Raw genomic sequence first — 26305 nt, 5'->3', positions numbered from 1 at the left:
AAGCCGAACGTTTCAGGCCACTCTCGGTACTGCCAGCCCACCGTGCGAGATGAGCGCAACCCGAGCGCTGGCGCCTTTTCTCGCCAGAGCATCATTCAGCGCCGCCTGAGCATCGTTGGTACATGCAAATCCGAATTTGGCGGGATCATCCGTGCCAGCACCATTTGTGACGAACGTTATACGCGACGCAACATCAATGACTTCACGAATGGCCGCGAGCCTAGCGCCGGTTTGCGGATGGTGGGATAGGTCGCCTGAACGGCTACTTGCAATGAGTCCTTCGCGCGTCTTCGTACACTGCTTGGCCAATTCGCCAGATAGCGCCGAAATTGCCTCGTTCAATGGCGCGACGCAAATGATCTCCCCGCCTTCCTTCAGGACACCGAGTGACGCATATAATGCATTCGCGGCCTGGAAAATATTCGTGTCAAAGGGATGAGGATCGATCACGACGATATCCGCTTTTTCAGGAATCGTGAAGTTCGTCATGCGGGCGGCGACATCCGCGCTGACGCGATAAACACTCTGAGGCGAGCCCGCGATGCAGGCAACGGTCGTGAGTGTCCTGTCCACCACTACATCCACGCAAAACTTGAAGGCCGGGATAAACTGGAGTAGACTTCGGACAAGCTTTCTGCCCGGATTGTCCGCATGGCCAAGCACGTCAATCGATGGCTGTTCAGCGGATTCCAGACATATTTCTCCCCGTGTGCTTTCGTTGGCAAGACCTGGGAAAACAAGTGAGCCGCCACCCGTAAATCCTTTGAAACGAGAGGGATACGTCCCTCCAATGCCAACAATTAGTGAGGCATCTCGAAGTCGTCTGTCGGCTATGACGCTCGTGACTCCGCCTTCGGTTCGTGCAGTCCCGAACGTGTGCCAACTATCATCCCGCGCGTTGAGCGCAGATTGATAGACGGCGAATCTCCGATGCATCTCGGCCCCGATTTTTCGGTCCACTTCGGCACCGGTAGATGCGCGATGGCCACCATTGGCAATAAGAACTGACACATTCGCATCCGGCACGCCGGCCGCATGAAGCGCCTGAACGACATGGTAAAATGGGAAGACCGTAGGCGTAGGCTCGAGCCCATCGTCAAGCACGATCAGCACGCGGTCTTCCGGAGTGGCAAGTTCTTCGAGGCGCGGGCTATTGACCGGGCTCTCGAACGCGTCGCGGAGGATCTTCTCGCGATCCGGATGTGCGGTTTCGAGCGGGCCATAGACCCCAATTAGATTGGCGTCGGGGATTTCGATTTCGCGGACCTTTGGGTAGTAGGTGTAGTAAAAGTGCATTGGTGCGAACCTGGATTACGCGGATTAAAGCGGATTACGCGGACGATTCTTCGGACTTTTCGAAGGCCGTCCTGGTGGAGTTCGGACCCCTATAACACAAGCATCCCCGTGTTACTTCCTGAAATCAATCGGGCGTCAAGCATCAATCCTAAAAATCGTCCGCGCAATCATGGTTTAGGAAACTTGCGCCAGCTTCTCCGCCCGCTCGGCCAGGCGCAATCCCTCGATGATCTCGTCGAGGTCGCCCTCCATAACGCCCGCAAGATTGTAAATCGTGAGATTGATCCTGTGATCGGTAAGGCGGTTTTGGGGAAAGTTGTAGGTGCGGATCTTCTCCGACCGATCACCAGAGCCGATCTTCGAGCGGCGTTCCGCGGCATACTTCTCTTCCGCTTCACGCTGCCGTTTCTCGTAAATCCGCGCGCGAAGGACTTTCATCGCCTTGTTCCGGTTCTTCAGTTGGCTTCGCTCTTCCTGACAACTGACCACGATCCCCGTCGGGATATGGGTGAGCCGAACCGCAGTCTCGACCTTGTTGACGTTCTGTCCGCCTTTACCACCGGAGCGGAAAATATCCGTGCGGACATCATTTGGATTGATCTCGATATCGACTTCTTCGACCTCCGGCAATACCGCCACCGTCGCCGCACTGGTATGGACGCGACCCTGAGTCTCCGTCGCCGGCACGCGTTGCACGCGGTGCACACCGGACTCGAACTTCATTTTGGCATAGACATCAGTGCCCGAAAGTGAGAACACAATCTCCTTGTAGCCACCCATACTGCCTTCGTTCGCGTCGATGACTTCGAGCTTCCATCCCTTCAGCTCCGCAAATCGGGAGTACATCCGGAAGAGATCGCCAGCGAAAAGTCCGGCCTCATCGCCGCCGGTGCCGGCGCGGATTTCGACGATCGAATCGCGCGAGTCATTGGGATCAGGAGGAATGAGCAGAAACTTAATTTCCTCCTCCATCGACACGCGCTTTTCCTCAAGGCCCCTCATCTCCTCTTCGGCCATAGCACGCATTTCTGGGTCACGGGTCTCTTTTAGCAGATCGCGAGCACCGTCCAGATCGCGGCGCAAACGCGAATATTTCAGGTAGGCGGCTTCCACTGGCTCCAACCCGCGCCGTTCTTTCGAAAGGGTGCGCAGCTTGTCCATATCCGAATTGACGGCGGGGTCTTCCAACTCCCGCTCCATCGCTTCGAACCGCTGGTGTACCTGAGTAAGCTTGTCGAGCAAGTCCATGACGGGCCGCTAAACGCCAGCCGGGTGGAGAATGTCCCGAGAGCTATCCTTGGAACGGAAATTGGACCTGTTTATAAGAATACTACTTTCGGTAGAACATCACAATGACAGCAGGGACTGGCGATTTGCTATTCCAATCAGTTTCTTCGTATTGTTTCCGGCATTGACTACTACCTTTTGCGTCTGACCACCAACAACCGGCTCCCGGCGCAACATGGTACTGGGTCGATGGACCAACACTCGAGAATCTTGCAGAATCAGGAGTGAAAAACTCTAAGCGCAACGAGTTTATCCACAAGGCCGCGGCACCTCCCTGCGAACTTCCAAATCGCTGACCATCCGCATTAGTAGTTATGTTCGATTCATCATAATTGTAAAATGCGTAGGCACTGTCTATCGACATGGCATCCATCGCAACTGTGCCGCTAATACCTTCGTTATCACGCGAGCTACTACTATTCGATGAATGACTATTGGGATCAAATGAGTTGCTGCTCGTTGAATGAGAAGTGGAGTGATGGAACTGATTTTCATTCCAAATGAGCGAATCCTGAGTAAAACTGAACGGTGGTGCATCGTAACAGGCTGCAGACCAGGACCCACGACCAACGAAGATTGTTGTTGCTCGATGAAATTGTGAGAACGCCGACAGAGTTAAGCCTGGAGGTGCCGTGACGTTCTCGGAAATCGAATCCGAACCCAGCAAGATCGAGTCCTTGAAAAGACTGGCCTTTACCCATATTGTGCCGAGTGCCGCAAAACCATGCGTGATGGTATTGGAGGTGGTATCCACTGTTGGAGTACCGTCGCCAAAGTCCCAAATCAGATGTGTACTGCCTCCAAAGAAGTTGTAAGTCGCGGTAAAAGTAACTGGACTTAGGGCGACGGTCGAAGGAGCCGTGGTCGAGAGCCCGATGGGAATCATGGTTACAAGCGCGGATGCGCTGGCAGAATCGCGGGAAACATGGCTCGGGTCTTTAAGGATAGCACGAATGAGGTGCCTGCCGGCGGATCTGAATGAGAGTGAAAACGAAGTCGAATTCCACATGTCACTCGACACAGAGTCCGCGTCCCACGCAATAATGTACTGACCTAACGATTTCAGCGATGGGAAATCGGCCGTGAAAGTGGTTGGTGTTTGGACCGGAACATAAACCGAATCGGGAGTTATTGACGCGACCCGTTTGATAGCGTCATTCGGAGAAATCACTTCATGGGAACAGGATACCAACGTCCCACAAAGGAACACCAATCCGATCGAAACGATGGCGAATCGGATCTTCATCTGGGCTAAGAACACTCTGAATCCCATTTTGTTACACCCGCCCTCACCTCATCACCACCACCGATCCCCTCGCCCGGCTCTCGCCATGTGCCGAGATGAACCGCACCACATACGAATATCGGCCCGAGGGAGCATTCGCAAGCTTCAAGTGATAATCGTGCGATCCCCTCTCTATGACAATCTCATCCTGTGAGACGAGCCGACCGAGTGCGTCCCATATCTGGACTTTGGCCGTACCGTTTTCCGCCGTTTGCAGGTGCAGCGAGGTGGAGTAGTCATTCTCCCCTGTCACCGGATTTGGTCTGGCGGGTGCCACGAGCAAAAGCGTCTTCCCTCCCATCTTACCAATCAACAAACTATCAGCACATGCCAGCGCAAGTGTGGACTGAGTCACGGAGCCATTTGTGGCGAGCGTGCAACGTGCATAGGTCGGGTCGCCGCCATTCAGCAGGACTGAATCGAGCGTGACGCGGAAGTCGTTTGTATCGGTTAGTGTCGCGCGTAGGCAAAAGTGTGCGATGGGGAATGTTGAATCCAATGACAGATCGCCCGAGCCAGTCAGATTGAAGGGCACAATGGTATTGCGTCCAGATGTGTAGGGCGTCTGCTGCGTGATCGTCAAACCTGACGACGCTGTTGCTTGTTCGAGATCAAAATTGTCGGTCGGGAAAATGAGTCTGCCGGAGATAGAGGTCAACCCCTTACCTCGAAAGTTACGGTCCGGCAAGATGTCGCCGCATACGTGCTCACCACTCGCAATCGCACTTTGCATGGTCAGGCGGAAGCTCACCGAATCGACAACGGGAACTGTGACACTCACGGGAATGCGCCAGGTCGAATCCGGAGCCACCCCGGCGAAGAAGATCACTGTGTCATACGCAATGCCGGGCACGAGGCCATTGAACGTGACATGGACCGAATCGGAATCGCCCGGAGCAAGCGGAAACGGCGGATACTTTCCTGACCCAAACACATTGAAGTTTCTATCCCATTGCGAGAGATTCCATCCCATTATATTCACAGGAATACACCCCGTGTTCTTGAAATGGATAATCGTATCGCGCGTGGCGCAGGCATGGACGATGCCAAGCTCCATCGCGTTGGAATCGATCGCGAGCTGTGGCACGGCTTTCGTGATCAGAGCCGCGACTGGAATCAGTGTATCGTGTGTCACGCCATCAGCGAAGTGGTAGCGGATACGGAACGAGCCGTTGTACGAACCCGCGAGGAGGTCTGCAATCGCAACGGTAACTCCGAGCTTGTACCCAACAATACGGCTTGGCAATGTTGAGTCGGCCCAGCTTACCAGTGCCGGACTGATATTTCCTTCGAGTGAGGCGCTCTCCACGGTCAGCGTATCGCATCCGGGATTCCAGATTTCGAATGAGATGGAGTCAAGCGGCCCGCAGTCGCGCCGCGCGGCGAACGTAATTGCGCCCGTGGAAAGTGTGGTGGCAAATTGTGCTCCGAGCACCAGTCCATCGCCGCCGTTCGTCGTCTTGTATACTCCGCCGCTGTTATCGAAAGCGTAAATCACACTCCCGCAACTCGTAACGGCAAAGCGGTGATCAAAATCATTTGCAGGACCGCCAATATATGCCCAGTTTGCTCCACGATCGATTGATCGATACAAACCCGGTTGGATGGCTGTTGTCTGTGATTGGAAGAAAAGCGCGCCGCCGCTGGTTTGAATATCGCCAACGGCTCGGAATGGAAGTGTATTTAGTACCGTCCAGTTTACACCATAGTCACTGGAATGGATTACTCGAGAGCCATTATTCGCTAAGTCCTCGCCGACCGCGAAGAAGTCTGGAGTGCCAGGAAACCCGGTGACTCCCCATGCCTCGAATGGCGGATTGAATGTTGTGGCCGATACCTGCCAGGTCTGGCCCCCATCGGATGTATAAGCCAGTTGTGGAAGTTGATATGGCGATGCCACGCCATGCAAATCATCCACAAATCCAAGACCATAATAATGGGTGGGCATCCGCGGGATGAAGTGGGCTCCGCCATCGAGGGAGATGTCGACTGCATCATCGGCAATCGAGAGTGCGTGGCTTGTTTCGCGCACTGATTTAACCGCGAAGGACTGGTTGAGTGCCGTCCAAGTCAACCCGCCATCGGTTGTATGCCACAAATACTGATCGCTTTGCTCGATCTCCAGTGCAGCCCATCCGTCCAGATGGTCCCGAAACCAAATATCATCCACTGCCGAGAACCCACCGCTTGGCACTGAAACAGAAGACCAGGTTGCTCCGCCATCGGTCGTCCGAAGGATTGGATTCGTGCTTCCACCGAAGCCGATGAATCCATTGAGTTCATCGAAAAAGAACGCACATTTGATGGGCCGGGGAAACGTGGCAATTTGGGTCCACTGCGCGTAAGCATCTGTGGGATGGAACGCGGCGAACAGGATCGCCAAAAATACGATTGCATTGCGACCGATCGAGAAGGGAATCCTCATTTACGAAAGAGTTATAAAGACGCCTTTATAACCCTTCGATAGACAAAAAGTTACATCATGCGCTATCGCATTAGTACCAGCGATCCCATCTTCCGGAAGGCACCGTTGGCTGACGTAAATGTGATTGCGTAATAGTATGTCCCGGCAGGAAACGCATTGAGATTGAGTGTTAGCTCAGCCGGATTCCTGCCGGCTATCGCAATACTTTGCTTCGAGACCGATCGACCCAATGCATCACTCACGGAAATTTCGGCGCGTCCATCGCAGGCGGCGCGAAGATCCAGGTCGGCTGTAAAGCCCGTTTGTGCCGTAACCGGATTTGGCTTTGGCGGCGCGATGAGCAGGAGCGGCTCGTTCCGTAACGTTCCGATCAGCAGGCTGTCGTTACACTGGATGGTAAGGCCTGTTTGCACTGAAGCGAGCATATTCGATTCGACACAATCCGCAGCATTTGGAGTGGCGCCACTCATCCGAAGCGAGTCCACGAAAATGTCGCCACCAACGGAATCGGCAACCACCGCAACGAGAGGTATTGAAAGTACGGGAATGGTCGTATCGAATTGAAAACCTCTCGCATTTGAAACCTGAAACGACGACCGGTTGTGACGCCCGATGCGCACACTGTTCCAGGCCAGCGTCGTGCCCGCCATCGAGGATGGCGCGACTATACTTTCGAAGGCATCGTCATAATAATCGAGCACACCCGAAAGTGAAGTGATCGCCGCAATACTCACATTGCGATCCGGATAGAGTCCCACTATTAGTTGCTCACCGGCCAGTACCGGCGTCTTCGACACCTTGAGCACGAAGTTGATGCTCTCGGATGGCAAAGACGTGGCGCTGACCGTTACGGTCCGAATAGGATTGACATCCGAGTTCGAACTGACAGTAACAGTAGCCTGAATTGGCCCGGAAACGGAGCCATCGTAATGAACGTGAAGCGTGTCGCTCTCGCCCGGCTTGAGCACGATGGGATCGATCCCCTGCTTGCTGAGTGTGAAGCCGGTACCAGCAATGTCGCGGGCAAAAATCGTGATCGCGGCGCAACCCGTATCGGAATACACAATGACCGTATCGCGTGGCGTACACGCGCTGATCGTTCCGAATGCGATCGCTGTGGTTTCCATTTTCATTGAACGCGGACCGCGCGATACCGTGAGAGTCACCGGCACAAGAGAATCATGCACTGAACGATCGGAAAGAATGAACTGGATATGCAGATTTCCCGAGTATGACCCTTCGACAAGTTGCGCAATACCAAGCGTGATACGAAGGGAATCCGTACCGATGATCGTGGCCGGCAACAGCTTGTTTGCAGTAGCCCGGAACGTTGGTGCAAGCGTGCCATCAAAGCTCAGAGCAGTGACGCGGGTTGTATCACAGCCGCTATTGAATAGAACGAACGATACAGAATCTGTGTGATCGCACTCGGTTCTTGGTGTGAAGCTCTGCGCCGTCAGTGGAGACTTCGATTCCAAAGTCGAGGTACCGGAGGTACCCGTACCGACGAGCGCGATGGTATCATCGATGTAGGTACCATCCATTAAGTATCGAATAATGGCCTGGCCGCTTTTGACGCTTTTGTCCGAAGGCTTAAATCGGATGTGCAGTGCGAGCCCGCTCCCCTCTGCAACCGTTGCGGGCAGCATGCCAGCATCAAGAAGCGTAAAACCATTGCCGATCTGAAGACTTTGCAGTGTAATGGCGCTGCACGATGTATTGCGGAAAATAACCGTCGTATCGTAATACGAGCAGACCGAGACGGCGCCGAAATCGAACGCTCTCGCGTATGAAAAGCTACCGGCATCGACGCCCGTGCCATCGAGTTGCATCGTGACAGTACTCGCTGAGTCGAGATACTTGATATGGAGCGTCAGCGTCCCGTGCTTCTGGCCGATCACCTTCGGTGCAAATCGGATCTTGAACACATTATGAGTGCCCGGCAGAACGGAGATGGGAAATGCAATCGATTGACCGTTGGTATCGAGCAACGACCAGTCCGCACCATTGAGATCCACTTGTGTAATATCGAGTTTGTCGCAGCCCGAGTTGGTAATCGAGACGGTGCTATCCATGCTCACGCAAGTCGCGAGGGAATCGAATTGCATGGGCAAAAGTGACGTGAGCGGCGACGTGTACCGCCCCGAAAGTTCGAGTCTAATCTTCTCATTCGTGTCGCGTCCCTGGAAGTGCATCTTTAACTGCAGAGAGTCCGAAATAGACTTCAAACCATTCGGCAATGCGCCAAGTCGGAATCGGAAGCTGGTGTTTGGGGCAATAATTGCCGGAAGTGTGAGCTGTTTTCCAGATGTGTCAGTGATCGACCAGGCAGACAGAATCGAAAGCTGTGCCTTGGTCAGACGTAGCGTGTCACAGCCAAGATTGGTAATAGAAAGCACAGTATCATATGCATAGCAAGGCGAGATGGAATCTGCACGCACGGCACTCGTGCTGAGTGAGTACTGTGCCGAATTGGAAAATGCCCGCAACTTAACCGGCAAAAACACCGTGTCGAACCGGTTCAGGTAGGTTGTGAAATAGATCACACGGAGAATGGCGCTATCTGAAGCGGTCGAATCCATCATCCGGATCGGCCGCCAGCCCAGATCCAGCGAAACCGAATCCTTCGGATTGATTACCCAGTAGGGTGTTGGAATGCTGTCGAAAAACACCGCCGAGGTCTTCCATGGCGTTCGGACTGTATCGATGATGCGCAGGTCCTGAATAAAGATCGCCCCGTAATTCGTGTTATGCAGCCAGTAGGTGTTCCGAGTAGAATCACAAATGGCCGAGACCATCGGCCGAAGCGTATCTTTATCAATAAAGACGCACTGCGGAATTTGATATCCATCTCCGCCATCGATGGTCTTATAGATGTTGCCGTAGTTATCGAATGCATACACCACGTCTCCGCATCCCGTCACAGAAAACCGTGTGTCGCAATCCTCATTGGGCCCGCCAACGCTCTTCCACGTGTTGCCGGTATCCAGCGAACGATACAAGCCGGAATCCGCTCCGGGAATCGTACCAGAGTTCTGGATATAGATAAGATTATCGACACCAGCAATGTGGCCGGTAGTTCGAAACGGAAGCTTCGTCGCCCCTCTCGTCCACAGGCCGGGATAAAAGGGCTTGGTTCTGTAAACGAAGGATCCACCACCCGGAATACTATCCTCTGGCACTGCGATGAACATCCCACCCTTTCGCCATGGATAGACACTCCAAGCTTCATGCAAAAAGTTATTCGGTACACTTGGCTGGGTCCAGTTGATCCCTCCATCAGCAGTATAGAGGAAATAATGATTTTGATCCGCGGTGCATGCTCCGACCAGACTATTGATAAATCCGAGGCCATTCAGCCGCGTGCCTTGCGTAGTCCACGTCGCTCCAGAATCGGTTGACCTCCAAATACCCAGTCCATTTGATTCAGTAACAATGGTCTCTGCAGGCGTCTGCCACACACAACCTGGCGATTGCATGGACGTTACCGTGGTGATTTGCACCCAGGTCGCACCGCCATCGGTCGAGTGCCAGAGCACCCCATCGGTCAGGTCATGCTGCCAATCCATCGTCATCCAGCCGGTCAATGAATCACGAAACCAGATATCGGTGACCCGATGGGTCTTGCCAACAGTCAGCGCAGGCTTGAATGTGACAGCACGCCAGTTCTGGCCACCATCGGAGGTCCGGAGCACAGGCGTGACTGATTGGATCTGATAGCCGATAAATCCGTTCATCGGATCGAAAAACCAGGATGCAGTAATGGGATCATTTCCCGGAACGGGATGAAGCTTGGTCCAGGAGGCATCAGCCTGGCGCGAAACCAGTACTGCCATCAAGATAATCGGCGAATAGCGAGACAACAATCGGACAAGCATCAGATCGAAATTAATAAGAACAGCGCGACGCACTAGCGACACCCGCCGGCGCTGGATTGTTCCACCCCATACGAAATCGTGCGAGCGCCACACAACATTGACACATTCACGACAAATGGATCTCAGACGCTCTAAGCACCCACGAGGTCACTCGACAGGTTTCTGGAGTTCGACGAAGACAGTCCGCGAAAGGAACCGGCCCTCTGGCAAATGATTGTCGATGAGGTTGATCATCCCCTCGCCGCGTGTTTGGAACTCCACCGAGGTGGTATGCGAGCCCAAAGCATCACGGAGAGCGGACTCGACATTCTTCGCTCGTATCTCGGAAAGTTGAAGGTTGTGCGTGCGCTCCCCTGTCAGATCTGTATAGCCCAGGATGACAATCTTATCGTTCGGCGTGATGGAAGAAGCGATCTCGCGGATGATCCGGCGAGACCGGTCGTCCAAATCCGACTTGTCAAAATCGAATGTAATGAGATTGTAGTGCTCGATGATCTTATCCAGCACGCGCTCCTCGCGTTTGTGTTTGATGGTGACAAGCTCGACGTGGGCTGTGTCGCTGGCCTCAAAGGTCGCACCTTGATCGTCTTTGAGCCTCATGGTAGCCACAAGCGGTGTATCGGTGCGGGGAAGATCGGTTTGAACTGGCGTCCAGTCCTGCACGGGAAGCGCGCCATTGAAGTGGACGAACTCCCGGCTGCCTTGTGTAAGCAGTACGTCGTTTTGCACCAGCGGATAGCGGGAGGATTCCGTCGCGCGCATCCGTATTTTCGGCGGATTCATCGTGCGGTCTACCGTCTCCACGGTAAGTGGATCGAGGAAGCCAGGATCGTTCGAAGTGATTTCGACTCGTCGGTTCTCGTCGGCACCATCGTTCGTGCTACTGCCAGACGCATTCTTTGGCAGACCTTCCGTAGCAATTTGAATTCGCTTTGGATCGATAGTCCAAACGCTCGCAAGATAATTTCTTACGGTTTCCGCCCGATCCCGCGCGAGCGAACTCATCGCGGCCTCAGTGCCGGCCATTGCATTGGTACCGGTCAGGGTAATCGTTGTCGTTGGATTTTGTCGCATCCGGTACCCAACGATATTGAGCGCCTCATGATATACTTCCAATGATGTCTTTCCGGAAAGACTCTTGGGATCGAAGCTTGCGGCGTCGGAAGCCCTCAGTTGGTGATAGCGCGTGGGGATGATTGCACTGCCATCGCTGAAGAACACGTAATTCAGGGTTGGATATGCTTCGCGGCGCGCAAATTCCTCCACTCGCAACTGCGGTTCGGCGAATTCGTGCTCGTTGCCCACTGAATCACGCGCGACGCCGGCAATATGGATAGTCCCCGTGATTTCACTCTTCGGTTTTTCCGGAGGAGGAGGTGGTGGTGGTGGTTCGTGATGGATTACGGCCAGTTCTTGCTCGTGCGCGACATTGAATTTGATTGCGGCTCCGAGTGTCACGGACATAATCCGCCAAGAGTAATCGGAACGGATACTCGTGATGGGATAGGTAAATGAAAGTTCGGGCGCCAGAACAACCTTTGGGGATAGCGGCAGATCGATCGAGGCACCAAGCGTTGCCGATGCTATGATGCTGTTGCTGTTCGCGATCTGTCCGCTCTCGAGCGTGCGCGTGCCGGAGCCATTTGAAAATACTGCGCCCGGCGGATCAGTAATGATTTCCGTTCGCGTTGCGTCACGTCGGAGCAGATAGCTCGCGCTGGGTCCGCCGATCAGGAACAACCGCGCAGTGAGAGGATATTTGAAGAAGAAATCGAGTCCGAGCGCAAGAATACTCGCATCCAGATGATGGACCCGCGATGTCGCGACCAATGGACTATCCACCTTGGAGACATCCCGCATATTGGCATTATCTGTAGCCGGCGTGGTGATGAGCGCGCCGAGGCTCGAGAAGTGCAGCCGTGGCGCGATCCAAAACGAAATGCTTGGCGCTCCCAGCGGTCGCTCGTAAGTCAGAAAGCCGCTTGGTAAGATACTCGTCCCGCTTTGGAAAATGCCACAGATCGTATCGTTGCGATACACCGGCAAGTTCAACTCGTGCAGATTGAACGCACCCGTCAAGCCGCCGCCAATATAAATCGGTGGAACCTGAGCCCGGACTTCCGTGGAGATTACGGCCAGCAGAGCAAGCAGCAATACTCGACGAACCCGGCGACAGGCGTTTCTCAAGATATCCTCCGGTCGTTGATTTTCATTCGTCATAGAATATCCGGCAAAACTACGACCCTTTTGGCACCTCGAGCGGGCGCTCGCGGTGGGTGAGGATCCAATCCCCATTTTCGGTCAACGCCTCGCGGCCCAATTCGGCAATGAAGATACGCGCACGTTCGAATGCGCCAGCCGCCAACAAATCCTCCAGGTGCGTTTTCGCCCGATGATAAAACACGCTCATCCGATCGTATTGTTTGGCATGTTCGGAAACAGCATTGCGCTGCAAATAACTGTGAAGCATCGCTGCACCGACTGGTAACATCGCGACGGCCAGAAGGAGATAGACGTTCGCTTCGCCGATGAGGATTTGCACGACGCCAAGGGCGAGTCCAAGCCCGAAGAGCGTAGTGATCCAGCGGTCCGCTTTATGATGCCAGTCGTGATTGCGATGTGCGGCCTTTGCAAAATATCGCGCCTGATCCTCGACCCAATACTGCAGGACCCTCGAGAGGCGTTCGCGTTCGACTTCCGGCGTGGCATCGTCCAGCTTTGCAATCGCGGAGGTCTCGGTCATCGAGCTGCGGACGGCATTCCGGATCCAGTCGAGTTCGCTCTTTTGCTTACGCATGTAGTAATCCGCGACGGAATCCTTGAGGCCGGCAAGCTTCCAAAAAAACTGGACTCGTAGGCCTTCCGCCAGCGCGCGATAATCGAGATACTTAACCTGATAGCCACGCGCCGATGCCCACTTGACGACAAGAAAGATCAGGAAGAACATGACGAGGTACATGACCATCACGCCCTCCAACGGCAATGGGCCCGCATACAATTCGAAAAAGAAGGCCGCCATGAAGAAGAACCCGAGCATCACCTGCATGGCAAGTAAGGTCCGTTTCTGGAACCGCTGACTCAACACGTCAGCAATCGCGTAAAAATCGAGTATTTGCCTGAGCATCGGCGAGAGCATGTGCTGAAGATGCGATGGAAACAGATAGTCCTTGCTTTGGTGGGTATGCTCCTTCAGTTCATGCGCGTACCGGATCGCATCCTTGTTGAACATCTCCATGCGCTCATGAATATCGCGTTGGGCCTGCTCAGCTTCGGCCAGCGATGCAAATCCGGGTGGATACAATCGTTGGACGGAGAACGGACGACCCACGGTTTCCTGATTCGCACGGCGTGGTGTCACAATATGGAATACGGGCCCGCTCTCCGGGGCGTCCAGTTCGCTATGGGGCGGGGCCAATGGTTCGGGAACACCTTGCAGCCGAAACTGTACGACCTGCGAAGTACCGCCGACAAGGTTGCGTTGCACCCCATCCCACAGCGCAATCAGTACCTGGCTATGGGTCGCGAGATATGCGCCCAACTGGGCGTACTGCATGTCCCGCGCGGGCCCTCGCTTACTGATGTCGCTCGTTGTGTGCGGCGCCATGATCGGGAGCTCGAAAGCATGCTCTGCTCGATCGAGCAATTCGCGAAATTCGAGTAAGGACTCGTCCTTGAAATCGAGTTCGTATAGTTCACGGGGCATCGGAAGAACGGCGATCAAGCGCAGTCCTAACTCCAGCGCAAGATGCGCTGCCACGCGGTCGGCGCCTTCAGCGAGGCCCGAGAGCATGATAAACGACGTAGAGGGATAATGTGCCGAGATCTGCACGAACTGCTTGCGGAGTTCATCCTGAATCTTTGTATAGTCCTCCGGTAGGAGATCCCGGTGGCCAGTTACGCCAAATATAATTGGCAGCGGACCATGCGGTACATGGTCCGAAGAATCGGAATGTCTCTCGTCATCATGGAGCTCCCGACCCACGTACTCTTCGAGGACGCTTTCGGCCGAAGTGCAGTCCTCAGAGACTGCTATCGGCTCGCTCGTGGGGGCGGCAGACACAGCACTCTTCATGTCCAGCATGCCGTCAATGCTTTCCCGGTGGAGGTGGGGTTTGGCCCGGGTTATACCCACCTGTATTAAAGCCCGGCTGAGTGGGTTGCTGCGGCATTCCCGGTGCCTGTGGATTCGGAAGCGGATTCTGTCCAGGCACCGGAGTCCCGGGGGTAGTCCCGGGCTGCATGCCAGGTGGGGTAGCAGGTTGCGTACCGGGAGGAGTCGCTGGAGCGCCGGGCTTACCTTGCTGGATCAATGGCGTTGAGAGCAGCTCGTTCTCGATGCCCAACTTTCGCGCGACCGGAATCGTCAGATCGTACTTTGAATTCGTATAGAGCAGCACGACATCGCGCGAAGACCGGTCGATCACATAATCGAATCCCAGTTCAGCGGCAATTTCTTTGATCGCATTTGCGAGTTTGTCATAAGCAGGCTTCATGAGTTGCTGCTGTTGCGAGAACAGCTCGCCTCCGTTCTCATCGAACTTGGAGTGCCGATACTCGTCGAGCCGCTTGCGCAAGGTCGTCAGATCGAGTTCGGTGGCGTTGCGCTCGGCATCGGTCATGATGAGCTTGCGCCGATCGTAGTCCGATTGCTTTCGGTCAATCTCACTCTGCATGGTATTGGCTTCCCTGGTCCAGGTGCCGACCAACTGCCCAATCCGGGTCTCAGCGTCTTTCGCCTCGGGCATGCGCTTGAGCAGCTTGGAGGCGTCGAGATAGGCAACTTTGGTCTGCGCCTCGGCATGTTGCGGAAGACCGGGTAGCAGGGCACAGAAAAGTAGAAGAGAAGAAAGACGGAGGATGAATCGGAGTTTCGTCATCGCAGGCTCGGTTGGTCTATGTTCATTGTGATCGTTTGTCTCTGCGCTCCGCGCGTACGCGTGAGCGGGAAGCCAGTTTCTAATCCGAGCCGAAATAACGAGGGCGCGGCTGCTTATAAGTAAAGCAGCCGCGCCCTGAAAAAAGTCCCTTTACCCAAGCGTTTTGTACTTGGGGATGCGAAGTTATTTCGCAGCCTGTGCCTTCAGGTAGTCCTGGAACTTGGTGGTGATATCGACGGCATCCGCAGTATAGACGGTACTCGATTTCTGGAAAATGATCTCGAGCTTGTCCTTCTTCGCATAGGCGGCGAGCGTCGTCTGAAGCTTCTCGTAGATTGGCTTGAGCAACTGCTGCTGAATTTGAGCGAGTTCTCCCTCTTGTCCAAACTTCGCAGTCTGGAACTTGGTGAAGGATTCCTGGAGCGTCGTCAGGTCGTCCTGAGCCTTCTTTTTGAATTCTGGCGTGCCGGTCTCTCCGACCTTGGAGTAGGTATCGAGCTTAGCCTGATACTGTGTCTGCATCGTCTTGAGCGTATCGAGCCAAACCTGGCGCTGGGCCTCGAGCTTTTGGTTTGCAGCCACGACTTCCGGCATGCTATTCAGGACGGCCTGTACATCGACCACGCCCATCTTCTGAGCTCGCAGGCTCGTGCCCGTGCTAAGGCTCATTCCAAGAACGGCGAGACCAATAAGAGCCACGCGTTGAACAAATGTTGTCATGTTGTCTCCGAAATTGAAAAATTAAATGAGTGTGTTCAAAAAATGAGAAAACGCAACGGCGCGAGATTTTCAAAAAGAACAGTCGGCTGTTGCGCAAAAATCGGGTAGCACAAAGCCTCACTACCCCGAAATGATTCCAATTTCAGCGCCCTTACGGGAATCATATCGCCTTTGTTCCAGTAGCAGGAGCACATTGGATAAGTCCGTTCTCCTCACGCCGATGACTCGCCGCGAAAACCTTTGGGTGGGCGCATTTGCTCTTTTCGCGCTCATTCTCCGAATTCCGCTCGCCTTTCGACCACCGGTGGGAATTGCGCGGACCTATGGAGACGATGCTTTCTACGTCCTTTCCGTGGCTCGGAATCTCGCGGCCGGCCTCGGGCTAACGGTCGACGGGCATCATCTGACCAATGGCTTCCAGCCGCTGATCGTTTTGCTCTATACACCGTTCTTTTGGCTTTCGGGAGGCGACCCATGGCTCGCCGTTCGATGGACCGTCGTGCTCAATGGCCTGATCGCCGCCGCTTCGGTCGTCGTGGTAGCAAGCGTAGCACATGCTATTTCTGGTGCCAAGAGCCAACGGCAATTTACGGCACCCATCATCGCTGCATTCCTTTGGAGTTGCTCTATTTCTCTCTTCCATCAGACAATGAACGGGCTCGAGACGAGTCTCTACTCGCTATGCCTCCTTGGTGTCCTGTGGTGGTACATCGAGCGGCCGCACTATCCGGTCATTCTTGGAGTGTTGTTGGGTCTGGCGACACTTGCCAGAATCGATGCCGCTCTGCTTGCCGCAATCATTGTTGCGTTCGATTTTTGGCATCGGCGCTATCAGTCCGGGGCTGTGATTGGATTGATGGCATTCCTCATCAGCAGCCCATGGTGGATATATAACGTTCTCTATTTTGGGAGTATGATGCCGACGAGCGGTCAGGCCGGGCAAGTCTGGCCCAGCCAGATTCAGGACAGCATTTCGCGGCTGATTCAAACCCTGGAGAACATTGCACTTGTACTTGGCTACCTGCCTGACGGCCTGACGCTGACCGAACGCATCCTGGCGGGACTTGCAATTGGTGCTGGGATTCTTCTTGTTGTGTGGAAAACAAGAGTGCGCCAACGGCTTCAAGAATCAATCTCCGTTCACAAGTTTCTTCCTTTCGCTCTCTTTTGCGGCGTACTCGCGATCTATTATACTTTTTTCTTCCACTTTCCACACTTTATCACACGGTACCTTCAGCCACTGCGCATCCTCTGGCTTGTTCTTGTTGCGATTTCCCTGCCGGCAATTCTGGATGCGTACGCTGAGGCAACCTCAATCCGGCGACACGTTGTCGGGACGTTGGCCGCCATCTTCCTCTTGGGTTCACTTGCGTTTTGTGTGAATCGATATTGGGCCGTGTATGATAAATCCCGGCAAATGGAGTTCTATGATATGGGACAATGGGCGGCCAATCATCCGACTGACAAGATCGGGATGCTCCAATCCGGGCTCGCGAGTTTCATATCGCCGAATGTGATTAATCTGGATGGAAAAGTGAATGCCGAGGCACTGACAACTCACATCGCAGGTCGTTTGCCGAGGTATATCCGGAATGAGAAAATCCTCTACATTGCTGACTGGAAGCCTTTCATAGAAGACGTTTCGGATATGTGCCGGAGGGACGAACTCTTTTTCGACTCTATCGGTATGGTGGGTCGCATTCAGATTATGAAGCGGCGGGATGGAATTACGAATGAAGAAGTACGAATTACGAATTAGGAATCGCCACTTGCGGATACTTTTTGTGGGTTTCTTTCTACTTATGAAATCTCTACTTGCAGTTCTATGTGGATTAGCTTTTGCGACCACTGTTTCCGCTCAACAACCACGTCTTACTCCCGAGCGGCTTCGCACATATCGTTCGCATGAGATTGAGGAGGCGATAAAGGAAAAGTCTCGATCGGCCTTTCCACAAGCGGAGGCTACCGAAAAGTCTGGCAGTATGAGGCCCGAGGCCATCGGCGAGGCCAGAATCAGCACTAGCACGCCGGAATCCGAAGTCCACGCAGCCGTTAACCCCGCCGATACGACAAACATCGTGATCTCGCCAATCCACAATGGCACCACGTTCGGCATGCCGATCTACTACACGAAGAACTTCGGTCAGACTTGGCTGAAGAGTGCGTTCACGCCGAATACGGGTATCTCGCCCGCCCCGGTTATTACCGGCGGTGGCGATCCCGTTCTGGCATACGATGCGGATGGCAAAGTTTACATGACTTGGATCGATACGTACCAGTTCGGACAGATAAACGATACGGTCCATTGGGCGATGTACTGGGCATCCTCCACCAATGGAGGACAAACCTGGCAGCGATCTGCAACTCCGACCGTTACGACATCATGGACGAAGTTTGTAGATGTGTATCACACCGCGCTCGATACTTCGTCGGGACCCGACGACAAACAATGGATTACGGTTGATCGCACAAATTCCCCGTACCATAATACGCTCTATGTGGCGTGGACCAAGCTGAACCAAGACAGCCCGGGTGTGATGTTGGCTCGCAAACTTCCCGGCGTTGACTCGATGGAGCGACCGGTGCGGGTTTCCTCACCAGACATCATCAAAGTACAGTATACCAGTATCGGAGTCGATGCGAAAGGAGGCGTGCATGTCACCTTCATGGGTTCGACAGACTTGCAGACCTTCGGAATCTACCATGCATATAGTTCGGACGGCGGCAAGACGTTCAAGACCGAAGTGAAGATTGCCGATGCCGACGTTCCAGGTCAATCGGCCGATGCCACCGGAGAGTTACTATTGGGGATTCGCACGAATGGAAACTACCCCTCTCCCCACCTCTCGATCGATACTGCGAAGACCGGAAATCTCTACATGGTCTGGAATGCCCTCGGCACCACGGATGATCTGGGCCATGGCAACTGCATCTATTTGTCGCGCTCGACAGACAACGGCCTAACCTGGAGTGACACGATTCGGGTCAATCGAGATTCCGTCTGGGATAACCCGATCGATCATTTCTATCCGAGCATTGCAGTCAACGGACGAGGAATGATTACGGTCACCTGGTATGATCGCCGGGAAGACCCCAATAATCAGATCACACGCTATTACATGGCGCAGTCATTCGATGCGGGACAGACCTGGATCAATGCTCCGGTCGCCGCAAAGCCGATGGACTTCGTACACGTGCAAGATAAGAATGGAGGACCGTCAGTCGGATTTGGCATTGGCGAATACACCCAGGTGCTCGCAACGCCATATTATACCATCCCCGTTTGGACAGATGACCGAACCGATGATGGAAATCTCCGAATTTATGCTTGCTTCATTCCGGCAGGAACGCTGCCAGCAGTGACAATGAGCGGTGTGACACCCGATCGCACCACAACGATCACCGGCGGAATTGAGCTCATCGAACCCTATCCGAATCCGGCGCAAGCATCGATCAAAACCGGATTCCGGTTGGCCGAAGGCGCGCACACCCGGTTGCTCGTCACGAACATTCTGGGCGAGACCATCGCCTCTCTCTTCGACGGCAATTCTGAGGCCGGGGAGCATGATTTCGCGTTCGATGCCACTCGCTTGCCGAATGGGACCTACTACCTCAATCTCGAATCCGGCCAGGGATTCGTGCGACGGGCATTCTCGATCACTCATTAAACGACCGCCCGTGCGTTAGCGCGCGGGCTTTCGTTTCTTCGATTTCGGAATGGCTGTATGCCTTAGTGACGCCTTCTTACGCAAAGAAGGAATTCGCTTCGCCTGAGCCTTCTTCGAAACAGCGAGCTTCTCCGCCGGCGTCTTGAGATCAAACACCAACGGGACAGCTTCATCTACCACCGAGATGGGGATAATATTCAGCCCGTCCTTAACGCGGTTCGGTATCTCCGAAAGCGTGAGCATGTTCTCGGCAGGAATCAGAACGGCTTTGATACCGGCACGCTTTGCGGAAAGCAGCTTCTCCTGCAATCCGCCGATGGCCAGCACATTACCGCGCAATGTGATCTCACCAGTCATTGCGATGTCGCCGCGGACCGGCTTGCCAGTTACGGCAGAGATCATCGCCATCATGAGCGTAATACCAGCAGATGGGCCATCCTTCGGAATCGCTCCTTCCGGCAAATGCACGTGAATCTCTTTGCGCTTCGAGAAATCCGCCGGGACTTTCAACTCTTTGTGGTGCGCGCGGATATAGGTCAACGCGGCCTGTGCCGATTCCTTCATCACGTCGCCAAGTTGTCCGGTGAGTGTCAATCGCTCTGTACCATCGATGAGCACCGCTTCGACCGGTAGCACATCGCCACCGGTGCTGGTCCACGCCAGACCCATGACGGCGCCTACTTTTGGCCCGAGCTCGTTCTTCGATGTGAGATACTTCGGCACGCCAAGATATTCTTCGAGCGATTTTGGCGTCACGACCACTTTGAAACCTTCGGGGACCGTTAGCCGCACTTGTGGTACCTCTTCGATCTCCAACTCCTTAACGGCCTCACCATCATCCTCCACCTTGAGAATGCCGTGCTCGGATACTTTAACCGTGCTGAGCACTTCATCGGATGCGTGGCCGTTCGTCACCGGTGTCGTCTCGGGTGTTGCGACTTTGTACGCATCGGTCACAATCGAGCGCGCGACTTTGCGGCATACGCGGGCGATCTGTCGCACGAGATTGCGAACGCCAGCCTCTTCGGTATATTGACGAATGATGCGGAGCAGCGCGGCATCTTCGAATTGCACGGCGCCCTCTGGCAATCCATGCGCACGCAACTGATTCGGAATCACGTGCCGCTTCGCGATCTCCAACTTGTCGTGTTCCAAATAGCCGGGAAGCTCAATGACCTCCATTCGGTCGGCGAGCGGCAGTGGGATGTTATACCGCACGTTCGCCGTCGTTACGAAGAAGACATTACTCAAATCGTACTCGACTTCCAAGTAATGATCGGTGAACGTGTTGTTCTGCTCGGGATCGAGCACTTCGAGCAACGCAGAACTTGGATCGCCACGGAAATCCATCGACATCTTATCGACTTCATCGAGTAGCACAAGCGGGTTCGTCACGCCGGCTTTCTTCATCGACTGCACGATCTTGCCAGGCATCGAGCCGATATACGTGCGACGATGGCCGCGAATTTCGGCTTCATCGCGCACGCCGCCGAGTGAGATGCGAATAAACTCACGGCCAAGCGCGCTCGCAATCGAGCGGGCGAGCGATGTCTTCCCCACGCCGGGCGGACCGACGAGGCAAAGGATCTGTCCCTTCATCTTCTCGACCAAGTTTAGCACCGCAATGTGTTCGAGGATGCGCTCTTTCGGTTTTTCGAGACCGTAATGATCGCGCTCCAGAACTTCGCGGACGTGCTCGATATTCAGATGGTCGCGCGTGCGCTTTTTCCACGGCACCTGCGCCAGCCATTCGAGATACGTCCGAATCACGGTCGCTTCGGGCGACATCGGCGGAGTCTTGCGAAGCCGTTCCAACTCTTCATCGGCGCGCGCGCGAGCCCCTTTCGGGAGATTCGCCGCGTCCAACTGCTCGGTCAGCTTCGAAAGCTCGGGGTGCTGCTCTTCGATGTCCTCGCCCAGCTCTTTTTGCAGCACGCGAATTTGCTCGCTCAGGAAATACTTCCGCTGCGATTTCTGAATCGTCTGCTGGACTTTCTCGTCGATCTCGTGCTCGATCTTCAGGATGTCAAGCTCCGTGGCAAGCAGTGCGCTTAAGTGCAAATACTGATCGCGCACATCGGTCATTTCGAGTATGTGCTGCTTACTCTCCAAATCTTTCGTCAGATGTGCCGCGATATAGAACAGCTTGCGGCGCGGACCATCATTATCCGTGCTGGAGATATTCTCGAACGCCATCAGCACTTCCTGCGGCACCGTGCGCGACTGCTTGACGTATTGCCGGAACAGCTCGCTCGTGTGGCGCGTCAGCGCTTCGAGCTCGGGTGCAGGGACGTCCGTCGCGCGCAACAGCGTGAGCTTCGCCTCGATGTGACCCTCGGCCGTTTCGTACTCGAGGGCCATCGCTTGCTCCAGACCATCGACGAGGACTTTCATCAGGCCGTTGGGCAGGCGGATGATCCGCGCAATGCGGGCCAGCGTGCCAAATTGATACAGCGCAGACGGACGGGGATCGTCCTGTAACGAATCGCGTTGCGCGACCAGAAACAAGTAACGCTCGCGGCTCATCGCGGCACTCACCGCGCCCAGCGATGACTCCCGACCCACCAGCACCGGAAAAATCATGTAGGGATAGATCACCACGTCCCGGAGCGCGAGCACGGGCACGCGGTCCGGCACATCGAGCACCGGCTGCTTGATCTCGCTCGGGACGGCCATGTCCTCGACCGCCGTGGCCATTGCCATCGCAACCTCGGGCTGCGGCGCGTCCTTGAGTTCTACGGTCTCTTTCGCCTTCTTTTCTGTCTTTTTCTTTGCCATACGTATTCTTGAGGCCCCCTAACAGCGATGGGAGGGAAAAAGTCTGTGGGGATTGGGGGCGCTGGTATTCAACTGTGCCCTCATGGCTTTGGAACAGTCCTCGTTCCGCGCGGCGTTGGTTTATCGATGCAACACAACTTTACACTCGAATACTGGGAAGAAGATGGCTGGCTCGTTGGGCAACTCCGCGAAGTGCCCAGTGTCTTTTCTCAGGCTAAAGACCTCCCCGAACTCGAAGCAAACATTCAGGAAGTCTATGCCCTGCTTTTCGAAGGTGCTTAGAAGTTAGGACTGCCGAAGCGGTTAACTCTCACCCACCGCCGGGAAGCAGGTGCCCATGATGGGTCATGACCCGGTACACAGCAAATTTCCATACTGTCCAGCCCCGAAGTAGCACAGCCGTTCTCGGCTGTGGAGTCGATCTTTTAGATCGACTCATCACATAATATCAGACTTTACTTAACTCCCCGCATCGTGAGGTCGTAGACCAACTGAGCGATCGTGATGATCGGAAGGGAAACTATCAAATAGGTGGAAAGATATGTCGGTGGCCGCACCAGAAGCAGCATCGGGATACTAACAAGAAGTGCTCCACCAACTGCACCTCCGATACTGCCAAGCAAGGAGCCTTCCTTCAAGTCGAGCAATTCCGATGTGAAGTAAATTGCCAGAGGCACCGTAAGCTGCGACGCCATAATTCCAAGAGACCCCAACTTATTATCACTGGAAATTCTGTAATAATCGTTGCCCCACAAGCTAAAGGAAGTGATATTAAACGCCGCCTCACCAGCAAGGAACTGCAACGCGATGTCTCCAACATGGAGGACTGAATCGTTTTTTCTAACGCCGAAAACAGAGTCTTGGAAGGAAGCGCGGGCGACTGAATCTGCCAGGTTGCTACGATGCAAGGTCGTATCAGCCACCTGAGCGCGGCAGGGGGCATACGAGGATGCGAGAATCAACCACATCAGGCAGAGGATGAACCTTCGAGATTTCACACCAACGTTATGCACCATGACACTCATATCGTCCTTTCCCGAACAGTGCTTGCCGCACGAAGTTTGCATATTTCGCTTCTTAAGGCTTGATCAATACTCAAATCGCAAATCAACATTGGCCACGCTAAAACGCAAGGCGTACTCCAGCCGTCGCGACAAAGAAATCCAAGTACTCACGGTATCCGGAGAGCGGGAAGCAAAGAAGGATCTGGCCGTAAAGCTGCACGAAGGAAATGCCGACGCTCACAAAGGAAACGAGATCGAGATGCAGACTGTGCTTTGGGTCTTTCTCAATCGTGACAGAAGTGTCCGAATATCCTGTTGACGGTGCAACTCTTGAGGTTTGATTGAAGCGATAGCGATCGAGATACTCAATGCGTCCTCCGAAACCAAGTGAACTCGTCAACACTGGATTGGCTGACCCAAACAAATTTATTGAGTCAGTCGTCGCCCCTTCAACTTCGAGAAAGTACTTGTGAAAATCGCTGCTTCCATCCACTAGTCGAGCCGGCACATTGAAAAGGCGTGCAAGGTAATTCGGTCCAGTCCGTTGCGAACCGGCACCAAAGCCTCCCAATGCGAGTAATGTCAAATGATCACGCACTCGAAACTGACCGAAGCCGATGCTCGTCATCTCCTGGTCGTTGATTAGGTCGTGGCCCCAGGACTCCCGCGAAGCCACGACAACCAAATTGGATGGCAGAGAGCCGGCTGCTTCGAAAAAAAGCTTACCATGTGACGACAGGTTTGCCTGAACACTCCCCTGCCACGGTGCGGTAAAGACGGGCGTCGGAACGGGGTCGACAAAATAATTTGTCACGCACGACGATAAACCAGCCAGTAACAGAATTGGAATTGTGACCGAAGGGGGAAACAGGATTGTTCGCATCATGACGCGAGTCTGTTTGTGCCTCGATGTTACCCTGATGCTAAGTGGTCCGTTACTTAGCATGCTGGGAGTCGAGGACTCCGAACGCGAAATCGAACGCCGGGTTGGTCGGTGGCATTCCCGGCGAAGCGGTTTTCGCGATTTGGGATTTCGGTGTTGGACTTCGTGGTGGGGATTGCGACGTCAGCCTTCGGCCTCCTCGCAATGACGGATCGCAATGACAAATTGGAAGGCGAGCGTAGCAAAACTCTATGCCAGATAGTGCAAACCTAATTAAGGATTTCTGCTCTCGAATCGGCTGCGATGCTCGCCAGCCGTTCGCGCCATTTTTGGAGTTCTTCTGCACTTCGTCTTGCCCACTCGGTTACTTCCCCAACTATTTTCACCGGTGCTTTGCTGCGATATGAGCGTGTGGGATTGCCTGGAAATTTCTTGTCAGTAACATTCGGGTCATTCTCGAACTCCCCTGTCGGTTCAACGATATACACACGTTCGCGCCCATCACCTGGGGCTAAGGCGGCGGCAAGTCCAGCCCCATCAGAAAGAGCTGTAAAATAGATGTGGTTCATTATCACTTCAGGTTTGTAATTCGACCTGAACCCTGGTGTGAGCAAATCACCGAGCTGCAAATCCGCTTTGGTGCCGTGATAAAATGGACCGTCGTCCAAATCGTTAGTCTGGGTCTTGGGTTTCATTCCTCAATGATCTGATTGCGTGTCGCCTCACGGACTACACATCCTCGCGTGAGGTTCCGTGCTGCTTATCGTTGTTTCTTGTTGCGTGCAATCTTATCTAATTGCCCGTTCGCGTCCGCCAAGAGCGTCGTCACTTCGTGGCTGGGAGTGTCGGGGTTCGCAGGTGCGAACTCGAACTCAGGAGTCGAGGGCATAGAACTCGAATTCGAACGCCAGGTCGGGCGGCGACATTCCCGGCGAAGCGGTTTGTGATTTTGTGTTTGACTTCGTGATGGGGATTGCTTCGTCGGCCTTCGGCCTCCTCGCGATGGCGATAATCGGGTGATCGTAGGGACGTGCTGCGCACGTCCCTACCGTCGTGTACCGGCGAGTTGCACTCGCCGACCCATGGCGCCACTCACACTGCGGTGGGCGGCGAGTAGAACTCGCGAATACACCGGGCGGATCGTGCCAAAAAAAAATCGGGAAATATTTGAAAGCTCTTGCTTTCGGGCTCTGGATGTATTATGTTACTCCTGCTATGAGGGGCACCAAGCTGGGAGAAAAGCACGTAGAATGAAGGCTGAGGGATGAAGGAGGATGCAAGGCAATTCGCTCATTGACAATTGATTGGCTGGAAGAAGGCATTCATTAAATGACAATTCAAAAGAGAGAATTAAAGTATTACTTTAACTTTGGGCACCTATTTTAGGAGGCAAATAGCGAAAGTAGCGCGAAATGGGCAGTGCGCCGAAGTGGATTCAATATCTAAAGAATGCGAACGGTATTCATATTGACACAGCGAACTAAGTACTTCCACCACCCCGTTTAGGACTCGCTATGTCAGACGCCCCGAACATGCCGAACAAGGAGACCAGTCGCAATCTTGCGGAGCGGTTCGGAATGACGCGTGAAGCCGTCGAAGGCATTCTGGGAGATACACATCGGGAGTATGTTGCTACGACGCCAAGCTCTGCTGCTGCGACCGAAGGTGTTCAGGAAATTTCGCCATCCGCTCCAGTAATTGCCCCTGTGCTAATAAAGCCAAAATCAAATGGCAGATTTATGGCGGCGATTTTGGTAGTGCTCCTAATCGGCCTCGGGATTACCCTGACGTTTCGCAAAGGTTGTTTCGAACAGCGTCAGCGCGGGTCAGCCGAGCGTTCGAAGTCAATTGATACCGTTCAGAATTTGCTGAGTCGCGAGGCCGAGCAGGCCTCGACACCTCCGGTGCCACCAACTCAGGTAGCGCCCGGCCAAGTGCCTCCTGAGGCGCTTGCCACGCCGCGTGAGGAACCACTGAGCGGAGCACAGCCGAGCAGCATCGCTTCGAAGCGCGGTGCGCGAAGCGATCAGGTGCAAGCTTCGCCATTTACCACCAGTAGTGGATTGGAGGCGCAAGAGAGGCTCGCGGACCTTCGGGCCAGCGGGAATGCCTCCGCTCGAGTGAAGCGGCTGCACCGGCATGGCGTCACCAGTTACCGGGTGTATGAGCGATAGTTTTCTGATGAAACGAATTCCGGGCACTTT

17 protein-coding genes are annotated in these 26305 nt (G+C 54.2%); 4 read left to right on the top strand and 13 right to left on the bottom strand.

The genetic code is table 11. The features are described from left to right. Positions 1-12: 12 nt before the first annotated feature. The 9 genes from Q8902_10490 to Q8902_10450 all read right to left on the bottom strand — a co-directional run bounded on the left by Q8902_10490 (position 13) and on the right by Q8902_10450 (position 15768). On the bottom strand, positions 13-1296 hold the full coding sequence (locus Q8902_10490) for a lactate racemase domain-containing protein (protein ID MDP4199982.1): 1284 nt from the start codon (positions 1294-1296) through the stop codon (positions 13-15). A gap of 174 nt (positions 1297-1470) precedes the next feature. After that, a complete protein-coding gene (gene prfA, locus Q8902_10485) occupies positions 1471-2544 on the bottom strand; it encodes a peptide chain release factor 1 (protein MDP4199981.1) in 1074 nt (357 codons plus the stop codon). A gap of 82 nt (positions 2545-2626) precedes the next feature. After that, a complete protein-coding gene (locus Q8902_10480; protein ID MDP4199980.1) occupies positions 2627-3829 on the bottom strand; it encodes a hypothetical protein in 1203 nt (400 codons plus the stop codon). A 43-nt stretch (positions 3830-3872) separates the two neighbouring features. Beyond that, positions 3873-6293 (bottom strand): hypothetical protein, encoded by a 2421-nt coding sequence (locus Q8902_10475; GenBank protein ID MDP4199979.1) that lies wholly within the window; start codon positions 6291-6293, stop codon positions 3873-3875. Positions 6294-6355: 62 nt separating this feature from the next. Further along, positions 6356-10129, bottom strand: coding sequence for a choice-of-anchor D domain-containing protein (locus Q8902_10470; protein MDP4199978.1), 3774 nt, complete (start codon positions 10127-10129; stop codon positions 6356-6358). Positions 10130-10318: 189 nt separating this feature from the next. Further along, positions 10319-12358, bottom strand: a complete 2040-nt coding sequence (locus tag Q8902_10465) for an OmpA family protein (GenBank protein ID MDP4199977.1) — start codon at positions 12356-12358, stop codon at positions 10319-10321. 49 nt (positions 12359-12407) lie between these two features. Further along, positions 12408-14231 (bottom strand): hypothetical protein, encoded by a 1824-nt coding sequence (locus tag Q8902_10460; GenBank protein MDP4199976.1) that lies wholly within the window; start codon positions 14229-14231, stop codon positions 12408-12410. 25 nt (positions 14232-14256) lie between these two features. Next, on the bottom strand, positions 14257-15048 hold the full coding sequence (locus tag Q8902_10455; GenBank protein MDP4199975.1) for an OmpH family outer membrane protein: 792 nt from the start codon (positions 15046-15048) through the stop codon (positions 14257-14259). A 183-nt stretch (positions 15049-15231) separates the two neighbouring features. After that, the gene (locus tag Q8902_10450) at positions 15232-15768 is read right to left on the bottom strand and encodes an OmpH family outer membrane protein (GenBank protein MDP4199974.1); all 537 of its coding nucleotides are present in this window, start codon (positions 15766-15768) and stop codon (positions 15232-15234) included. Between the two features lie 193 nt (positions 15769-15961). On the opposite strand from Q8902_10450, the gene Q8902_10445 reads away from it, so the two are divergent. Both Q8902_10445 and Q8902_10440 read left to right on the top strand, forming a co-directional pair. Next, complete coding sequence (locus tag Q8902_10445) at positions 15962-17527, top strand: hypothetical protein (GenBank protein ID MDP4199973.1); 1566 nt, start codon at positions 15962-15964, stop codon at positions 17525-17527. Between the two features lie 43 nt (positions 17528-17570). Further along, complete coding sequence (locus tag Q8902_10440; GenBank protein MDP4199972.1) at positions 17571-19436, top strand: hypothetical protein; 1866 nt, start codon at positions 17571-17573, stop codon at positions 19434-19436. Positions 19437-19451: 15 nt separating this feature from the next. Here Q8902_10440 and lon read toward each other — a convergent pair whose 3' ends face one another. Further along, entirely contained in the window at positions 19452-22214 is a 2763-nt protein-coding gene (gene lon, locus Q8902_10435; GenBank protein MDP4199971.1) for an endopeptidase La, read from the bottom strand. Between the two features lie 126 nt (positions 22215-22340). Between lon and Q8902_10430 the strand changes: the two genes are divergently transcribed. Further along, entirely contained in the window at positions 22341-22496 is a 156-nt protein-coding gene (locus Q8902_10430; protein MDP4199970.1) for a type II toxin-antitoxin system HicB family antitoxin, read from the top strand. A 173-nt stretch (positions 22497-22669) separates the two neighbouring features. On the opposite strand, the gene Q8902_10425 is transcribed toward Q8902_10430, so the two are convergent. The 3 genes from Q8902_10425 to arr form a co-directional block, all read right to left on the bottom strand. Beyond that, positions 22670-23281 carry a hypothetical protein gene (locus Q8902_10425; protein ID MDP4199969.1) on the bottom strand — a complete coding sequence of 204 codons (612 nt, stop codon included), beginning with the start codon at positions 23279-23281 and terminating at the stop codon, positions 22670-22672. 55 nt (positions 23282-23336) lie between these two features. Further along, positions 23337-24104 carry a hypothetical protein gene (locus Q8902_10420; protein ID MDP4199968.1) on the bottom strand — a complete coding sequence of 256 codons (768 nt, stop codon included), beginning with the start codon at positions 24102-24104 and terminating at the stop codon, positions 23337-23339. Between the two features lie 266 nt (positions 24105-24370). Further along, a complete protein-coding gene (gene arr / locus Q8902_10415; protein ID MDP4199967.1) occupies positions 24371-24796 on the bottom strand; it encodes an NAD(+)--rifampin ADP-ribosyltransferase in 426 nt (141 codons plus the stop codon). An 819-nt stretch (positions 24797-25615) separates the two neighbouring features. On the opposite strand from arr, the gene Q8902_10410 reads away from it, so the two are divergent. Beyond that, the gene (locus Q8902_10410) at positions 25616-26275 is read left to right on the top strand and encodes a hypothetical protein (protein MDP4199966.1); all 660 of its coding nucleotides are present in this window, start codon (positions 25616-25618) and stop codon (positions 26273-26275) included. Positions 26276-26305: the final 30 nt, after the last annotated feature.

The organism is Bacteroidota bacterium (assembly GCA_030706745.1).
Taxonomy (GTDB): Bacteria; Bacteroidota; Ignavibacteria; order Palsa-1295; family Palsa-1295; genus PALSA-1295.
The sequence above is the reverse complement of the archived record's forward strand: the minus strand, read 5'-3'. Positions and strand labels throughout refer to the sequence as shown.